General features: G+C 64.9%; 15 protein-coding genes. 14 read left to right on the top strand and 1 reads right to left on the bottom strand.

Annotated elements, in window-relative coordinates; all coding sequences use genetic code 11:
* Positions 1-2 precede the first annotated feature (2 nt).
* The 9 genes from nuoL to mtnK all read left to right on the top strand — a co-directional run bounded on the left by nuoL (position 3) and on the right by mtnK (position 10,025).
* Positions 3-2,075 carry an NADH-quinone oxidoreductase subunit L gene (gene nuoL, locus AB7008_RS28340; RefSeq protein WP_028155940.1) on the top strand — a complete coding sequence of 691 codons (2,073 nt, stop codon included), beginning with the start codon at positions 3-5 and terminating at the stop codon, positions 2,073-2,075.
* Positions 2,076-3,584 carry an NADH-quinone oxidoreductase subunit M gene (locus AB7008_RS28335; protein WP_264621245.1) on the top strand — a complete coding sequence of 503 codons (1,509 nt, stop codon included), beginning with the start codon at positions 2,076-2,078 and terminating at the stop codon, positions 3,582-3,584.
* A gap of 22 nt (positions 3,585-3,606) precedes the next feature.
* Positions 3,607-5,043: an NADH-quinone oxidoreductase subunit NuoN gene (gene nuoN, locus AB7008_RS28330; protein WP_014494868.1), complete on the top strand. Its 1,437-nt coding sequence runs from the start codon at positions 3,607-3,609 to the stop codon at positions 5,041-5,043.
* A gap of 1 nt (position 5,044) precedes the next feature.
* Positions 5,045-5,851 (top strand): biotin--[acetyl-CoA-carboxylase] ligase, encoded by an 807-nt coding sequence (locus AB7008_RS28325; protein WP_304490029.1) that lies wholly within the window; start codon positions 5,045-5,047, stop codon positions 5,849-5,851.
* Entirely contained in the window at positions 5,851-7,521 is a 1,671-nt protein-coding gene (locus tag AB7008_RS28320; RefSeq protein ID WP_441259863.1) for a ribonuclease J, read from the top strand. The genes AB7008_RS28325 and AB7008_RS28320 overlap by 1 nt, the downstream gene beginning before the upstream one ends.
* A gap of 41 nt (positions 7,522-7,562) precedes the next feature.
* Complete coding sequence (mce, locus tag AB7008_RS28315) at positions 7,563-7,967, top strand: methylmalonyl-CoA epimerase (RefSeq protein WP_014494871.1); 405 nt, start codon at positions 7,563-7,565, stop codon at positions 7,965-7,967.
* 11 nt (positions 7,968-7,978) lie between these two features.
* Complete coding sequence (locus AB7008_RS28310; RefSeq protein ID WP_014494872.1) at positions 7,979-8,254, top strand: DUF1467 family protein; 276 nt, start codon at positions 7,979-7,981, stop codon at positions 8,252-8,254.
* A 46-nt stretch (positions 8,255-8,300) separates the two neighbouring features.
* Entirely contained in the window at positions 8,301-8,648 is a 348-nt protein-coding gene (locus AB7008_RS28305) for a hypothetical protein (protein WP_014494873.1), read from the top strand.
* 90 nt (positions 8,649-8,738) lie between these two features.
* Positions 8,739-10,025 carry an S-methyl-5-thioribose kinase gene (gene mtnK / locus AB7008_RS28300; RefSeq protein WP_304490027.1) on the top strand — a complete coding sequence of 429 codons (1,287 nt, stop codon included), beginning with the start codon at positions 8,739-8,741 and terminating at the stop codon, positions 10,023-10,025.
* 13 nt (positions 10,026-10,038) lie between these two features.
* On the opposite strand, the gene AB7008_RS28295 is transcribed toward mtnK, so the two are convergent.
* Positions 10,039-10,914, bottom strand: a complete 876-nt coding sequence (locus AB7008_RS28295) for a hypothetical protein (RefSeq protein WP_304490026.1) — start codon at positions 10,912-10,914, stop codon at positions 10,039-10,041.
* A 210-nt stretch (positions 10,915-11,124) separates the two neighbouring features.
* On the opposite strand from AB7008_RS28295, the gene AB7008_RS28290 reads away from it, so the two are divergent.
* From AB7008_RS28290 to AB7008_RS28270, 5 genes are read left to right on the top strand one after another with little or no spacing between them, the layout of a single operon-like run.
* Positions 11,125-12,714 (top strand): ABC transporter substrate-binding protein, encoded by a 1,590-nt coding sequence (locus AB7008_RS28290; RefSeq protein ID WP_439711252.1) that lies wholly within the window; start codon positions 11,125-11,127, stop codon positions 12,712-12,714.
* Between the two features lie 60 nt (positions 12,715-12,774).
* On the top strand, positions 12,775-13,698 hold the full coding sequence (locus AB7008_RS28285) for an ABC transporter permease (protein ID WP_304490025.1): 924 nt from the start codon (positions 12,775-12,777) through the stop codon (positions 13,696-13,698).
* Complete coding sequence (locus AB7008_RS28280; protein WP_038936568.1) at positions 13,695-14,516, top strand: ABC transporter permease; 822 nt, start codon at positions 13,695-13,697, stop codon at positions 14,514-14,516. Before AB7008_RS28285 ends, AB7008_RS28280 begins: the two co-directional genes overlap by 4 nt.
* On the top strand, positions 14,513-15,493 hold the full coding sequence (locus tag AB7008_RS28275; protein ID WP_248877926.1) for an ABC transporter ATP-binding protein: 981 nt from the start codon (positions 14,513-14,515) through the stop codon (positions 15,491-15,493). Before AB7008_RS28280 ends, AB7008_RS28275 begins: the two co-directional genes overlap by 4 nt.
* Positions 15,486-16,538 (top strand): ABC transporter ATP-binding protein, encoded by a 1,053-nt coding sequence (locus AB7008_RS28270; RefSeq protein ID WP_304490024.1) that lies wholly within the window; start codon positions 15,486-15,488, stop codon positions 16,536-16,538. The genes AB7008_RS28275 and AB7008_RS28270 overlap by 8 nt, the downstream gene beginning before the upstream one ends.
* Positions 16,539-16,561 lie beyond the last annotated feature (23 nt).

Below are 16,561 nucleotides of genomic sequence, written 5' to 3'. Positions count from 1 at the left end.
TCATGGTTCAGGCGATTGTCTTTCTGCCTCTGCTGGGCGCCATCCTTGCTGGCCTGATCGCGCTGTTCGGCGCGCATGCCCGCAACCCCTCGGGCGACGAGGTCGAGCATCACGGCGATCATGGCCACGGCGACGCGCACGCGGCGGTCGCCCATGATGATCATGGCCACGACGATCACGCGCATGACGATCACGGCCCGGTCGAGCCGCCGGCCGCGGGCTCGCGCGGCGCCGAGCTGATCACGACCGCTCTGCTGTTCGTCTCGGCGGCGCTGTCCTGGATGACGCTGGTCGATGTCGGCTTCATGCACCACGACATGCGCATTCCGCTGTTGCCCTGGATCCTCTCGGGCGACCTCCAGGTCTACTGGACGCTGCGGGTCGACACGCTCACCGCCGTGATGCTGGTGGTGGTGACGACCGTGTCCTCGCTCGTGCACCTCTATTCCATCGGCTACATGGACGAGGATCCGTATCGGCCGCGCTTCTTCGGCTATCTTTCGCTGTTCACCTTCGCCATGCTGATGCTGGTGACGGCCGACAACCTCGTGCAGCTGTTCTTCGGCTGGGAAGGTGTGGGTCTCGCCAGCTATCTCCTGATCGGCTTCTGGTACCAGAAGCCGTCGGCGAACGCGGCGGCGATCAAGGCCTTCGTGGTCAACCGCGTCGGCGATTTCGGCTTCGCGCTCGGCATTTTCGCGATCTTCATGCTGACGAGCTCGACCGATTTCGAGACCATCTTCCATGCGGCGCCGAGCCTGACCGGCAAGACCATCGACTTCCTCGGCTGGCACGCCGACGCGCTGACCCTGACCTGCCTCCTGCTGTTCATGGGCGCGATGGGCAAGTCGGCGCAGTTCCTGCTGCACACCTGGTTGCCGGACGCGATGGAAGGCCCGACCCCGGTCTCCGCGCTGATCCACGCCGCGACCATGGTCACCGCCGGCGTGTTCATGGTGGCGCGCCTGTCGCCGCTGTTCGAGCTCGCCCCGAACGCGCAGGCCGTCGTGATGTTCTTCGGCGCCACCACGGCGTTCTTCGCCGCGACGATCGGCCTCGTCCAGAACGACATCAAGCGCATCGTCGCGTACTCGACCTGTTCGCAGCTCGGCTACATGTTCGTGGCGATGGGAGCAGGGGCCTATTCGGTCGGCATGTTCCACCTGTTCACGCACGCCTTCTTCAAGGCGCTGCTGTTCTTGGGCTCCGGCTCGGTGATCTACGCGATGCACCACGAGCAGGACATCCGCAACATGGGCGGCCTCTGGCGCAAGATCCCCTACACCTATGCGGTGATGGTGATCGGCACCCTGGCGCTCACGGGCTTCCCGCTGACGGCGGGCTATTTCTCCAAGGACGCCATCATCGAGTCCGCCTACGCCTCGCATAATCCGTTCGCGATGTACGGCTTCCTGATGACGGTCGTCGCCGCCGGCCTGACCTCGTTCTACTCCTGGCGCCTGATCTTCAAGACCTTCCACGGCGAGCCCCATGACGAGCATCACTACGAGGCTGCGCACGAGGCACCGCTCTGGATACTGATCCCGATCGGGGTCCTCGCGGTCGGCTCGATCGTCGCGGGCTTCCCGTTCAAGGAGCTGTTCGCCGGTCACGGCGTCGAGGAGTTCTTCCGCGAGTCCGTGAAGATGAACCCGCACATCATCGAGGAGATGCACCACATCCCCGAGACCATCGCCTTCCTGCCGACGGTGATGATGGTGCTGGGCTTCCTGGTGTCGTACCTGTTCTACATCCGCCGGCCGTATCTGCCGGTCGAGCTCGCGAACACCCAGCCGATGCTGTACCAGTTCCTGCTCAACAAATGGTATTTCGACGAGCTCTACGATCTCATCTTCGTCCGTCCGGCGAAGTGGATCGGCTATCAGCTCTGGAAGAAGGGTGATGGCTTCATCATCGACGGCTTCGGCCCCGACGGTATCTCGGCCCGCGTGCTCGACGTCACCCGAAACGTGGTGAAGATCCAGACCGGCTATCTCTATCACTACGCGTTCGCCATGCTGATCGGCGCCGCCGGCCTGATCACCTGGTTCATGTTCGGCTTTGGAGGCCAGTAAATGACAACCTGGCCAATCCTTTCGGTCACGACGTTCCTGCCGCTGGTTGGCGCGCTGATCGTCTATCTCAGCCGCGGCGATGACGAGGCGGCCCGGCGCAATGCGCGCTGGATCGCGCTGTGGACCACGCTGATCACCTTCGCGGTGTCGGTGATCCTGGTGATGCGCTTCGATCCGTCGAGCGCCGACTTCCAGTTCGTCGAGAAGGCGAACTGGCTCGCCACCGGCATCACCTACCACATGGGCGTCGACGGCATCTCGCTGCCGCTGGTGATCCTGACCACCGCCATCATGCCGTTCTGCATCATCGCGAGCTGGAAGGCGATCACCAACCGCGTCCGCGAATACATGATGGCGTTCCTGATCCTGGAAACGCTGATGATCGGCACCTTCTCGGCGCTCGATCTCGTGCTGTTCTACCTGTTCTTCGAGGGCGGCCTGATCCCGATGTTCCTGATCATCGGCGTCTGGGGCGGTCCCCGCCGGGTCTACGCGTCGTTCAAGTTCTTCCTCTACACGCTGCTCGGCTCGGTGCTGATGCTGCTCGCCATCATGGCGCTGTACTGGAACGGCGGCACCACCGACATCCCGACCCTGATGCACACCGCCGTGCCGCGGTCGCTGCAGACCTGGGCGTGGCTCGCCTTCTTCGCCTCGTTCGCGGTGAAGATGCCGATGTGGCCGGTGCACACCTGGCTCCCCGACGCCCACGTCGAGGCGCCGACCGCGGGCTCGGTGGTGCTGGCTGCGATCCTGCTGAAGATGGGCGGCTACGGCTTCCTGCGCTTCTCGCTGCCCATGTTCCCCCTGGCCTCGCACGACTTCGCGCCGCTGATCTTCACGCTTTCGGCCATCGCCATCATCTACACCTCGCTGGTCGCCCTGATGCAGGAGGACATGAAGAAGCTGATTGCGTACTCGTCAGTGGCGCATATGGGCTTCGTCACCATGGGCATCTTCGCCGGCACCATGCAGGGCGTCGCCGGCGGCGTGTTCCAGATGATCTCGCACGGCATCGTCTCCGGCGCGCTGTTCCTCTGCGTCGGCGTCGTCTACGACCGCCTGCACACCCGCGAGATCGCGGCCTATGGCGGCCTCGTCAACCGGATGCCGCTCTACGCGCTGACCTTCATGGTCTTCACCATGGCCAATGTCGGCCTGCCCGGTACCTCCGGCTTCGTCGGCGAGTTCATGACGCTGCTCGGCACCTTCAAGGTCTCGATCCCGACGGCGTTCTTCGCCACGACAGGCGTGATCCTGTCGGCGGGCTATGCGCTGTGGCTCTACCGCAAGGTCGTGTTCGGGGCGCTGGTCAAGCCGTCGCTGGCGAGCATGAAGGATCTCACTTTCCGCGAGTGCGTGACGCTGTTCCCGCTGATCGCGCTGACGATCCTGTTCGGCGTCTATCCGAAGCCGGTGCTCGATATGTCGGCCGTCTCGGTCCAGCAACTCGTCAACAATTACAACACCGCTGTGACGGCCGTGAAGGCCGCCGCACTGCTCCAGTGATCGGGCAGGTCAGGATATCGCCATGAGCTTTGAGACTGCAGGTTATCAACTGGCGCCGGTGCTGCCCGAGATTGTGCTCGCGGTCGGCGCGATGGCACTCTTGATGCTGGGGGCCTATCGCGGGCAGGGGACCACCAGGACCGTCACGACGCTTGCGGTCCTGCTGCTGGTCGTGGTCGGCGTGCTCGTCTACGCACAGCCCGCTGGCAAGCACGTCACCTTTGGCGGCAGCTTCATCGTCGACGATTTTGCCCGCTTCATGAAGATCCTGGCCTTGATCGGCTCGGCGGTGACGCTGGTGCTGTCGACCGAGTTCCTGTCCGACCCGTCGCGCCGGATCTTCGAATACGCGATCCTCGTGCTGCTCTCGACGCTCGGTATGATGGTGCTGATCTCGGCCGGCGACTTGATCTCGCTCTATCTCGGCCTTGAGCTGATGTCGCTCGCGCTCTATGTCGTGGCGGCCTCGAACCGCGACAACGCCAAGTCGACCGAAGCGGGCCTGAAGTACTTCGTGCTCGGCGCGCTGTCGTCGGGCATGCTGCTGTACGGCTCCTCGCTGGTCTATGGCTTTACCGGCACGGTCAGCTTCACCGGCATCGCGGCAGCCGCGACGGTCTCGAATATCGGCTTGGTGTTCGGCCTCGTCTTCCTGCTCGCCGGCCTCTGCTTCAAGGTCTCGGCCGTGCCGTTCCACATGTGGACGCCCGACGTCTACGAGGGCGCTCCGACCCCGGTCACCGCCTTCTTCGCCTCGGCGCCGAAGGTGGCCGCGCTCGCCGTCTTCACCCGCGTCACGCTGACCGCGTTCCCCGGCATCGTCTCGCAGTGGCAGCAGATCCTGGTGTTCGTGGCGATCGCCTCGATGGCGCTGGGCTCTTTCGCCGCGATCGGCCAGACCAACATCAAGCGCCTGATGGCGTATTCCTCGATCGGCCACATGGGCTTTGCCCTGGTTGGCCTCGCCTCCGGCACGGTCGAAGGCGCGCAGGGCGTCCTGATGTACATCGTGATCTATGTGGCGATGACGCTCGGCTCGTTCTCGATCATCCTCGCGATGAAGCGCAACGGCCAGGCCGTGGAGCAGATCAGCGATTTCGCCGGCCTGTCGCGGACCAATCCGCTGCTCGCCTTCATGTTCGCGATGCTGCTGTTCTCGCTCGCGGGTATCCCGCCGCTCGCCGGCTTCTTCGCCAAATGGTACGTCTTCGTCGCCGCCATCAAGGCGAACCTGTTCACGCTCGCCGTCATCGGCGTGCTGACCAGCGTGGTGGGTGCCTACTACTATCTCAGCATCGTCAAGACGATGTATTTCGACGAGCCGGCCGGCCAGGTCGATCCGGTGCGCGTCGAGGTGAAGACGGTGCTGGCGGTCGCGGGCCTGTTCAACATCCTGTTCGCGCTGTTCGCGGGCCCGGTGGTGAGCGTCGCCTCCGCCGCGGCAAAATCGCTGTTTTAGGATGGGGTTCGCGCTCGGTCCTCGCGCACTCTCGGCGGGCTACAAGCTCGCAGCTTTCGAACGGACCGGCTCGACCAACACCGACGCGATCGAGCGCGCACGGGCCGGCGAACCCGGCCCGATGTGGTTCGTGACCTCGGACCAGACCGCCGGCCGCGGCCGCCGCCAGCGCGCCTGGATCGCGCCAAAGGGCAATCTCGCCGCCAGCGTCCTCGAGGTGCTGGATATTGCGCCTGCGGTTGCCGCCACCATCGGGTTTGCGGCGGGGCTTGCCGAAGAGGCTGCCCTGGAGAAGGTCAGCCTCGAGGCCGCGTTGCGGCTTGGTCCCGACCGTCCCAGATACGCCCTGAAATGGCCGAATGACGTCCTCGCGGGCGGCAAGAAGCTGGTTGGCATTGGCCTCGAAGCCGAGGCCGTCGGCGATCGTCTCGCCGTCGTCGTCGGCATCGGCACCAACGTCGTGGCGGCGCCGGAGGGCACGCCGACGCCGGCCGTTTCGTTGGCCGCGCTCGGCGTCCAGATCAGCGCGGAAGAGCTGTTCTCGGCGCTGTCCGACGCCTGGGTCGAGTTCCTCGGCATCTGGGACAATGGCCGCGGCTTTGCGGAGATCCGCAAGCTGTGGCTGGCGCGCGCCTGCGGCCTCGGCGAACGGGTCGCGATCAACACGGGAACGATGACGCTGGAAGGCATTTTCGACACCATCGACGACACCGGCTGCCTGATCGTCCGCACCGTTGACGGCCGACGCCTCCCGGTGGCGGCCGGCGAGGTGTTCTTCGGCTCGGCCGCCTCCGTGGGAGCTGCGTGATGGCGAAGCCTGACGAACTGGTATTTGCGCCGCTCGGCGGGGTCGGCGAGATCGGCATGAATTTGTCGATCTACGGCCTCGGCAACCGCCAGCAGCGCGCCTGGCTGGCGGTCGATCTCGGCGTCTCCTTCGGCGACGAGGAGCATCTGCCGGGCATCGACCTGATCATGCCCGACATCAACTTCCTGGAGAAGGAACGCAAGAACCTGATGGGCCTGGTGCTCACCCACGCCCATGAGGACCATTTCGGCGCCATCATCGACCTCTGGCCGAAGCTGAAATGCCCGATCTATGCCACCCAGTTCAGCGCAGCGCTGTTCGAGGCCAAATGCGCCGCCGAGCGCAACGCGCCGAAAATCCCGGTGACGGTGGTGCCGTCGGGCGGGCGCGTCGATATCGGCCCGTTCAACGTCGAGTTCATTCCCGTCGCGCATTCGATTCCCGAGGCGCACGCGCTGGCGATCCACACTGACGCCGGCACGGTGCTGCACACCGGCGACTGGAAGATCGATCCGACCCCGACGCTCGGGAGCCCGACCGACGAGAAGCGGCTGCGCGAACTGGGCGAGGAGGGCGTGCTCGCCCTGATCGGCGATTCCACCAATGCCGTGCGTGACGGCCGCTCGCCCTCGGAAGCCGAGGTCGCGCGAACCATCATCGATCTGGTCAAGGCCGCCAAGGGCCGCGTCGCGGTGACGACCTTCGCCTCCAACGTCGCGCGCATCAAGGCCGTCGCCGCCGCGGCCAGGGCCGCCGATCGCGAGGTCGTCGTGGTCGGCCGCGCCATGGAGCGCGTGGTGCAGGTCGCGCGCGAGACCGGCTATCTCGACGGCGTGCAGAACTTCCGCTCGCCCGAGGTCTACGGCCATCTTCCACAAGACAAGGTGCTGGCGCTGTGCACCGGCAGCCAGGGCGAGCCGCGCGCGGCACTGGCGCGCATCGCCAATGACGACCATCCCGAGATCACGCTCAACCGCGGCGACAGCGTGATCTTCTCCTCGCGCACCATCCCGGGCAACGAGAAGGCCGTCGGCTCGATCATCAACAATCTGGTGCTGCAGGGCGTCGAGGTCCTTACCGACCGCGACCATCTGGTCCACGTCTCCGGCCATCCCCGCCGCGACGAATTGCGCGACATGATCGCCTGGACCAAGCCGCAGCTCCTGATCCCCGTCCATGGCGAGGCGCTGCACCTGAACGAGCATGCCAAGCTCGCGCGCGCCGCCGGCGTGCCGCGCGTCCTGGTCGTTCGCAACGGCGACCTGATCAAGCTCGGACCGGGCGATCCCGGCATCATCGGCGAGGTGCCCTCCGGCCGTCTCTACAAGGACGGCACGATCCTGGAGGACTCCAAGTCCCGCGCCGTGGTCGAACGCCGCCGCATGGCTTTCTCCGGCTGCGCCTTCGTCGCGGTCGCGATGACTGAGCAGGGCGAGCTTGCCGACGACCCCGAGGTCGATCTCGTCGGCATTCCCGAGAAGAACCGGGACGGCGAGCCCTTCGACGACCTCGTCTTCGACGCGGTGGTCTCCACCATCGAGGGCCTGCCGAAGGCGCGCCGCCGCGACGCGGATGCCCTCGCTGAGTCGGTGCGACGCGCTGTCCGGGCCGTCATCAACGAACATTGGGGCAAGAAGCCCCCCTGTCTGGTACACGTCCTGACGGTGTAGTTGAGCATGGTCTTCGGATCATGCGCTGAGGGAGAAGAAACATGCTGGGTCGCCTCAACCACGTCGCGATCGCGACCAAGGACGCCATCAAGGCTGCGAAGATCTACGGCGCGGCGTTCGGGGCGCAGATCTCGGAGGCGGTCGCGCTGCCCGAGCATGGCGTCACCACCGTGTTCGCGACGCTGCCCAATACCAAGATCGAGTTCATCGAGCCGCTCGGCGAGGGCTCGCCGATCGCGAAGTTCCTCGAGCGCAATGCCGACGGCGGCATCCATCACATCTGCTACGAGGTCGTCGACATCATCGCCTCGCGCGATACGCTGGTGAAGGAGGGCGCGCGGGTGCTTGGCGACGGCGTGCCGAAGATCGGCGCCCACGGCAAGCCGGTGCTGTTCCTGCACCCGAAGGATTTTTCCGGGGCGCTGGTTGAAATCGAGCAGGCGTAGGGCCCCGGATCATGGCCATCCAGATATCGACCGCGCTTGCGATCTACTTCGTCATCTGGTGGATCGCGCTGTTTCTGACGCTGCCGTTCGGCGTGCGCAGCCAGCACGAGGACGGCGTCGGCGCGCCCGGCACCGACCCCGGCGCACCGATCCTGACGCGGATGGGAGGCAAGCTGATCTGGACCACGATCATCTCGGCGATCATCTACGGGATCGGCATCGCGGCCTATCATGCCGGCTATCTTTCGATCGAGCGCTTGTCGAAATTGATGGGAATGCCGTTTTAGGTTTCTTGCGGGGATTTCCTGGTTAAATCGTTGTTGGGGGAAACGAATGACTTTTCAGCGGATCGTCATCGCGCTTCTGGTGCTGATCGTCGCCGGCCTTGGCGCCATCGGCTATTTCGAGTGGAAGATGGCCGTGCAGGTCCGAACGCTGAAGGCGTTCGTCGAGGGGTCTGTCTTCAACGAAGCCGTGATGGCCTGCGAGCAGGCCAAGAGCTCGACGCCGTTCAAGTGGAACGGGGGCAAGAGCACCTCGGTGATCGGCCTGAACTCGGTCAAGCTGGACAAATACACCGTCAGCGCCAGCTACACGCTGGTGGCGGACAGCGTCTATTGTGATTACGATCCCATCAAAAGAAAGGCCGAGATCGGCTCGAGCTTCCTGGAGCGGGAGTAACGATCCGGCCATGCCAAGAGCATGATCCGGAACAGTGCGAAGCGTTTTTTCCGATAAGATCATGCTCAAATACCATGGGGTGGGATCGTCATGGCCGAAGTGGGGGACTACCGGATTCTGCATGAGGCGGCCTTGCGGGACCATCTCGCGGGCATTCCCGACCTGAAGGCACTCATCGGCGGCGAGCCGGCCGCCTGGGGGATCACCGAGGTCGGCGACGGCAATCTCAATCTCGTCTTCATCGTCAAGGGCGCGCGGGGCGGCGTCGCCGTGAAGCAGGCGCTGCCCTATGTCCGCCTCGTCGGCGAGAGCTGGCCGCTGCCGCTGTCGCGGGCCCATTACGAGTATCTCGCCTTGTCGAAGCAGGCCCAGCTCGCGCCCGGCCTCGTGCCGGCCCTGCTGCACCACAACGAGACGCTGGCGCTGACGGTGATGGAGCTGCTCGAGCCCCACATCATCATGCGCAAGGGGATGGTCGCCGCAACGCAATATCCTGGTTTCGTGGACGACATCACCACCTTCATGGGGCGCACCCTGTTCTTCACCTCCGACCTCGCCCTGTCGGCGGCCGAGAAGAAGCAGGGCATCGCCGCCTTTGCCGGCAACCACGCGCTGTGCAAGATCACCGAGGACCTGATCTTCACCGATCCCTACCGCATTGCCGAGCAGAACCGCTGGACCGCGCCTTATCTCGACGGCCTGGCCGCAGAGCTGCGCGATGACATGGAGCTGCATGTCGCGATCTCCCGGCTGAAGCTGAAGTTCATGGCAAGCCCCGAGGCGCTGCTCCACGGCGATCTCCACACCGGCTCGATCATGGTGACGGAGAGCCAGACGCGCGTGATCGATCCCGAATTCGCGTTCTACGGCCCGATGGGATTCGATGTCGGCGCCGTGCTCGCGAACCTCCTGATGGCCTATTTTGCCTCGGCCGGTCACGAGCGCACGCCGGGCGAGCGGCAGGCGTTCGAAAGCTGGGTGCTGGAGACGGTCGAGAAAGTCTGGAGCGAGTTCGCCCGCAAGTTCCTTGATCTCTGGCGCGCTGGCGCCACCGGCGATGCCTATCCGGTCACGCTCTTTGCCGGCGAGAGGGGCGCCGCGCGGCTGGAGGCCGAGCGGCAGGCCTACATGCAGCGGCTGTTCGCCGACACCGTCGGCTTCGCCGCCGCCAAAACCATCCGCCGTATCTTCGGCCTCGCCCACAACATCGACTTCGAACTGATCGAGGACCCCAAGAAGCGCGCGATCAGCGAGGCCCGCGCCGTGCGGCTGGCGAGGGCGATGATGGTGGAGACGGGGGCATTTCGGACGATCGCCGACATCACGGGCGCGGCGCGAAAACTGCGGGACTGGATGCCGGAGTTTACGAACGGCTAGGGGCCGATGCGCTTCAATAAAGCCGCATCGGCAGCAGGACGCCGTCCGTGCCGGCCAGCAGGCCCCAGGTCTCGTTGGCCGCGACCTCGAACTCCCGGCTCTGGGCCATGCCGCCCTCGACCTTGAGGGTGACCTTGTACTTGCCGGGCGGCAGATCGATCTTTTGGCCGTCAGGTATTTCGGCTGCGGCGGAGTCGGAGTGCGCCAGTTTCTCGCCGGCGTGCGCCGCCAGCTCGACGGTCTGGTCGGCGACGGTGATGACCGCCCCCGCGTCCGACTTGTTGCCGAGCATCAGCTTTGCCTGCCTCGGCCTCGGCAGGAGGCCGGCATTCGCGATACCCGGCTTGCGCAGCGAAAGTTCGGCGATTGTCCTGTCGTCCTGACGGGAAAGCCGGAGCAGGACCGGTCCACGGGCCGTCGTGAAGGTGATCACGGCCCGGTCCGGTTCGACCACCGTTTCGATCCAGCCACGCTTGCCGAGCTCGGCGCGATAGAAGCCGAGCACAGACGTGAGATCGCGCGGGGTCTCGGCGTAGACCGACGTGATGAACGGCGAATTCTTCGCCGTAGCGATGCTCCAGCTCTCGGGCAGTGGCAGACCGGTGCCCTGGGAAACCCTGGCTTCGAAACCCGTACCTGCGCCCCGTGCGACCGCTCCGACGGGGATGCTGAGCAGTCGCTCGACGAAATTATCCGGAGTGTCATGGCCCCGGACCGCCCACCACGTTTCGTCAAGATAGTCGTTCACGCCGGTGGTGCGACTCCAGCTGAACCGGATGCTGTCCGCCTCGCTGTACCGGCCGAGGCTGGCCGCGACCGGGCTTGCCAGCACGGCCGTGGCGGCTAGCAGCCCGCCCGCGAGCAAGATACCTAGCGTTCGGCGATTCATTTTTTCCGCGATCCTTGGCGCTCAGATAACGATCCTGAGCTTGGTCGCGTTGATCACGAAAAATGTTCACTGGTTCTGGTCGATCGATGATGCACCGCGTCAATCGATTGCCTCAGGAACCGGCATCGGCTGCCATCAAAACGAAGCTTGCGTTCGATGGGCTACGAATGATCAAATCCCTGATCGGAATGCTTGCTTGTTGGGGGACACATGATGTTCAGGATGATCGCGATCGTCGCTGGTTTGGGGCTGGCGCTCGCCGCCTCGGCGGAGGCCCAGACACCGCGCAAGGGCGGAACCATCCGCATGACGGCGCCCTACGGTTCGAGTTTCACGAGCCTCGACATTCACACCACGCAGCGCGCCCAGGATGAGATCTACGCCAAGGCGCTGCACCGGTCGCTCTACATCTGGAATTCCGCGGAGGGCAAACCGGTTCTGGAGCTTGCCAAGCAGGACGTGGTCTCGGGCGGCGGTCTCGTTCACACCTTCAAGCTGCGCGACGACGCCTATTTCCACAACGGCCGCAAGATGACGGCCGACGACGTCATCTGGTCCTACAACCGCATCATGGACGGCACCAAGGCCTATCCCGGCGCGCGTTTTGTTCGCGTGATCGAGGGCGCGGCCGCGGTCGAGAAGGGCCAGGCCAAGGAGATCTCCGGCCTGAAGAAGATCGACGACTTCACCCTCGAAATGAAGCTGACCGAGAAAGTCGATCCGGGCTTCTACTTCTTCACGGCGCTGACCTCGATCTATCCCGCCGACGAGGCCGCCAAGGAGAGCTTCATCCAGAAGCCGATCGGTCTCGGTCCCTTCAAGTTCGTCGAGCACGTGCCGGGTTCGCGCATCGTCCTGGAGCGGTGGGACCGGTTCTACAAGCCGGGCAAGCCCTACGCCGACAAGGTCATCGTGTCGATCATGGGCGAGGCCGCGGCGCGCGACGTCGCCTTCCGCAACAAGGAGATCGACACGTCGGTGCTGGGACCTGCGCAATACGTCGCCTATCAGTCCGACGCCGACCTCAAGGGCACCATCGTCGAGGTCGCCGAGGTCTTCACGCGCTATATGGGCATGAATCCCGCGTTCAAGCCGTTCACCGACAAGCGCGTCCGGCAGGCGATCAACTACGCGATCGATACCGACCTGATCATCAACAAGTTGGTCAAGGGTAAAGCCTATCGCGCCACCAGCTGGCTGCCGTTGACATCTCCAGCCTACGACAAGGCGATGAAGCCTTACCCCTACGATCCCGCCAAGGCCAAGCAGCTGCTCGCGGAGGCCGGCTATCCCTCCGGCTTCGAATTCGAATGGACCACCAGCCAGAATGAAAGCTGGGGCCTGCCGATCGTCTCGGCCGTGATCCCGATGCTGGACAAGGTCGGCATCAAGGCGAAGGTCAAGCAGGTCGAAACCGCGGTGCTGGCCGAGGTGGTGCGCAGCGGCGACTATCAGGCCTTCATCTATTCCCAGGCGACCGGCCCGGATCCGCAGGCCGCGCTCAAATGCTTCCACTCCTCGACGCCGCAGCCGGCCTGCAACTACATGAACTACAAGAATGCCGACTTCGACAAGCTGATCGATGCGGCAGGGCAGGCCGACGATCCCGCAAAGCGAACCGAGCTGCTGCAAAAAGCCAATGCGCTGCTCTATGAGGAAGCGCCGGTCTGGTTCTTCAACTACAACAAGGCGGTCATGGCGGTGCAGCCGTGGCTCAAGGGCGTTCAGCTCAATGCGACGGAGCTGACCCATCAGAACGTCGAGGACCTCTGGGTCGACGAGACCTCGCCCGCGAAGTGACATGCGCTCTCGCGCTCCCTCCATCGCGACGAGCGGTGGGGGGAGAGAGGAAAAGCCTGGATGCTCTCGTTCCTGCTCCGCCGTCTCCTGCAAACCATTCCGACCGTGCTCGCCGTCGTGCTGCTGGTGTTCGTGCTGTTCAGCGTCGTTCCCGGCAGCATCGTCTCAAGCATGAGCGACGACACCGATCCCCAGGTCGAGCTGCGCATGAAGAAGCAGCTCGGCCTCGACGACCCGGTCTATTGGCGCTTCGGCGCCTACATCGCGAAGCTCGCAACAGGTGATTTCGGCACCTCGTTCCGGACGCGCGAGCCGGTCACCACCATGATCGCCAAACGGGCCTGGCCGACGCTGCAGCTCATCTTCGCAGCGATGGCGTTTGCGATTCTGATCGGGGTTCCCCTTGGTTTCATTGCAGCGCTGAAACCCGGCGGCATCGTCGATACGCTCGCCATGGTCGTGGCGGTATCGGGCCTTTCCATTGCCAAATTCTGGCTCGGGCTGGTGTTGATGTATCTGTTTGCGTTGAAGCTCGGCTGGCTGCCGAGCTTCGGGTATGGCGATGGAGGGCTGAAATATCTGCTCCTGCCGGCCGTGACGCTCGGCGTCTCGCCGATGGCGCTGTTTGCCCGCACGACGCGCGCCGCGGTCCTCGAGATCATGACCGCCGACTTCGTCCGCACCGCGCGCTCGAAGGGCATGAGCGAGACGCGTGTGGTGAAGTGGCATGTGATGCGCAACGCGCTCGTCATCATTCTCACCACCGTCGGCCTTCAGTTCGGCGGGTTGATGGGGCAGGCGGTCGTGGTCGAGAAGCTGTTCTCCTGGCCGGGCATCGGTTCGCTGCTCGTCGACAGTGTGCTCCAGCGCGACATTCCCGCCGTCCAGGGCTCCATTCTCGTGGTGGTGCTGGCCTTTCTCGCGATCAATCTGCTGATCGATGTGCTCTACGGCGTGATCGATCCCAGGATCAGATACGCATGAAGCTCCGCGCCAATCTCATCATCGGTGGCGCGCTGTTCGCGCTCGCGATCCTGGTCGGCCTGCTCGCGCCCTGGCTGGCGCACACCGATCCCGTCCTGGACGCCAACCTCATGAACGCGGAGGAGCCTCCGAGCTGGACCTGGTGGTTCGGCACCGACGACCAGGGCCGCGACATCTATTCCCGTGTCGTCTACGGCGCCCGCGTCTCGCTGACCGTCGGCATCGTCTCGCAGCTCATCAACAGCGTCATCGGCGTCGCGCTCGGCTTGAGCGCGGGCTATTGGGGCGGCTGGTGGGATGATTTCGTCAACGGCCTGACCAATCTGATGCTCGCGATCCCCTCGCTGATCTTCGCGCTCGCCATCATGGCGGTGCTTGGCCCCGGCCTCACGAGCCTGCTGATCGCGCTCGGCCTGACCAACTGGTCCTTTACCTGCCGGATCGCACGGGCCTCGGCGCTGTCGCTGAGAAGCCAGGGCTACGTGCAGGCGGCGACCGTGCTCGGCTACGGCGATCTGCGCATCATGGTCACGCAGCTCTTGCCGAACATGTTAGGGCCGATCGTCGTCATCGGGACGCTCGGCATGGGCAGCGCGGTCCTGTCCGAAGCTGCCTTGTCGTTCCTCGGCCTCGGCGTCCGCCCGCCGTTTCCGAGCTGGGGCAGCATGTTGTCGGATGCGCGCGAGCAGATCACGACGGCGCCGTGGCTCTCGGTCTTTCCGGGCCTTGCCATCTTCCTGACGGTGCTCGGCCTGAACCTGCTCGGCGACGGCCTGCGCGACATTCTCGATCCCCAGTCACGGAGCCGGCGGACATGACCGGCGCGCCGCTGATCGAAGTCGAGGATTTGCGCATCGATCTCGACGACGGAGCGAGGCGCGTCGCGGCCGCCGAGGGCATCTCGTTCCGCATCGATCGAGGCGAGACGTTCGGCCTCGTCGGCGAATCCGGCTGCGGCAAGAGCATCACGGCACTCGCCTTGATCGGCCTGTTGCGGCAGCCGCTGTCGATCGGCGGCGGCGTCATCCGGTTCGAGGGGCGGGAGATCCAGCACCTTTCCGCGGCCAGGCAGCGGGAGCTGCGCGGCAATCGCATAGCCATGATTTTCCAGGAGCCGATGACGGCGCTGAACCCGGTCTCGCCGGTGGGCCGGCAGATCGCCGAGATGTTCGTGCTGCACAAGGGCAAGAGCTGGCGGGAAGCCAACCAACTCGCGGTTGAGGCGCTGGCGAGCGTCCGCGTCCCCGCACCGGAGCGGCGCGTCAACGATTACCCGCACCAGCTGTCCGGCGGCATGCGCCAGCGCGTCATGATCGCCATCGCCCTCGCATGCGGTCCGGACCTCCTGATCGCCGACGAGCCGACCACCGCGCTCGACGTGACCGTGCAGGCGGAAATCATCGAGCTGATGCGCAATCTGTGCGCCGAGAGGGGTACGGCGATCCTGATGATCAGCCACGATCTCGGCCTCGTCGCCAATGTCTGCCGCCGTGTCGCCGTCATGTATGCCGGCCGCATCGTCGAGCAGCGCGGCTCGGCCGATATCTTCCGGGCGCCCTCGCATCCCTATACGCAGGGCCTGGTCGCCTCGCTGCCCCGGCTGGGCAGCCGGGCCGCGCTTGGCCGCACCAGGCTCAAGGAGATCGCGGGCGTGGTTCCAGCCATCACGAATTTCCCGGATGGCTGCCGGTTCAATCCGCGCTGTGCGCAGGCCACCGAGATTTGCCGCACGGTTGCGCCGCAGACGGATTTGCTGGAGGCCGGCGGTTTCGTCCGGTGTTACCACCATGCATGAGCCGCAAGACAGGCGGGGGCAGGCGAGGTCGGACGACGATCTCATTCTCAGCATCGAGGATCTCGCGGTTCATTTTCCGATGGGGGGCGGCTGGCTCGGCCGCAGCCGGCGGGTGCTCCGTGCCGTCGACGGTGTCGATCTCAGCCTGAGACGAGGTGAATGCCTCGGCCTCGTCGGCGAGTCCGGCTCGGGCAAGTCGACCGTCGCGTTGTCAATCCTGGGTCTGTTGACGCCGACGCGCGGCCGCATCGTGCTGGACGGGCAGGTGGTGACGAACAGGCAATCCGGCGACCGAAAGTCGCTGGCCCGCAGCGTGCAGATCGTCTTTCAGGATCCCTACGCCTCGCTCAACCCACGCCAGACCGTCCGCCGCACGCTGGAAGATCCCCTGCGTGTGCACGGCGTGACCGCGAAAAGCGAGATCGAGGACCGTGTTGCAACGATGCTGCGGCATGTCGGCCTGCGGCCGGAACAGGCCGACCGCTATCCGCACGAATTCTCCGGCGGCCAGCGCCAGCGCATCGGGATTGCGCGCGCCCTGATCCTCAATCCCAGGATCGTCATCTGCGACGAGCCGGTATCGGCGCTCGACGTCTCGATCCGCGCCCAGATCATCAATTTGCTGCTGGAATTGAAGGACACGCTCGGTCTCTCCTACATCATGATCAGCCACGACCTCGGGGTCGTCGAGCACATGAGCGACCGCGTCGCCGTCATGTATCTCGGCCGCATCGTCGAGAACGGCCACTGGCGCGAGATTTTTGAGCGCCCGGCGCACCCCTATACGCAGGCCCTGATCGCGGCCATCCCCGATCCGCTGCGTCATGCGCCGTTAGCGACGACAGGCGGCGACCTTCCCAACCCGCTCAATCCGCCGAACGGATGCGCCTTCAGCCCGCGTTGCCGGTACGCGGAGGCCGTGTGTCGCCACGAGCCCGGTCCGGTGCTGGAAACGCGCGCCGATGGACATGAGGTGAGGTGCTGGCGGGCTGACGAGATTGCCGGTCGGACGGCGTTGGCGTCGGCGGAGGGCGAAAATCTCTAGGATGGAGAGCACCTCGTCCAGCT

Source organism: Bradyrhizobium sp. 521_C7_N1_3 (assembly GCF_052075975.1).
GTDB classification, from domain to species: Bacteria; Pseudomonadota; Alphaproteobacteria; order Rhizobiales; family Xanthobacteraceae; genus Bradyrhizobium; species Bradyrhizobium japonicum.
Note: the sequence above shows the minus strand (reverse complement) of the source record. Positions and strands in the feature narration are given on the sequence as shown.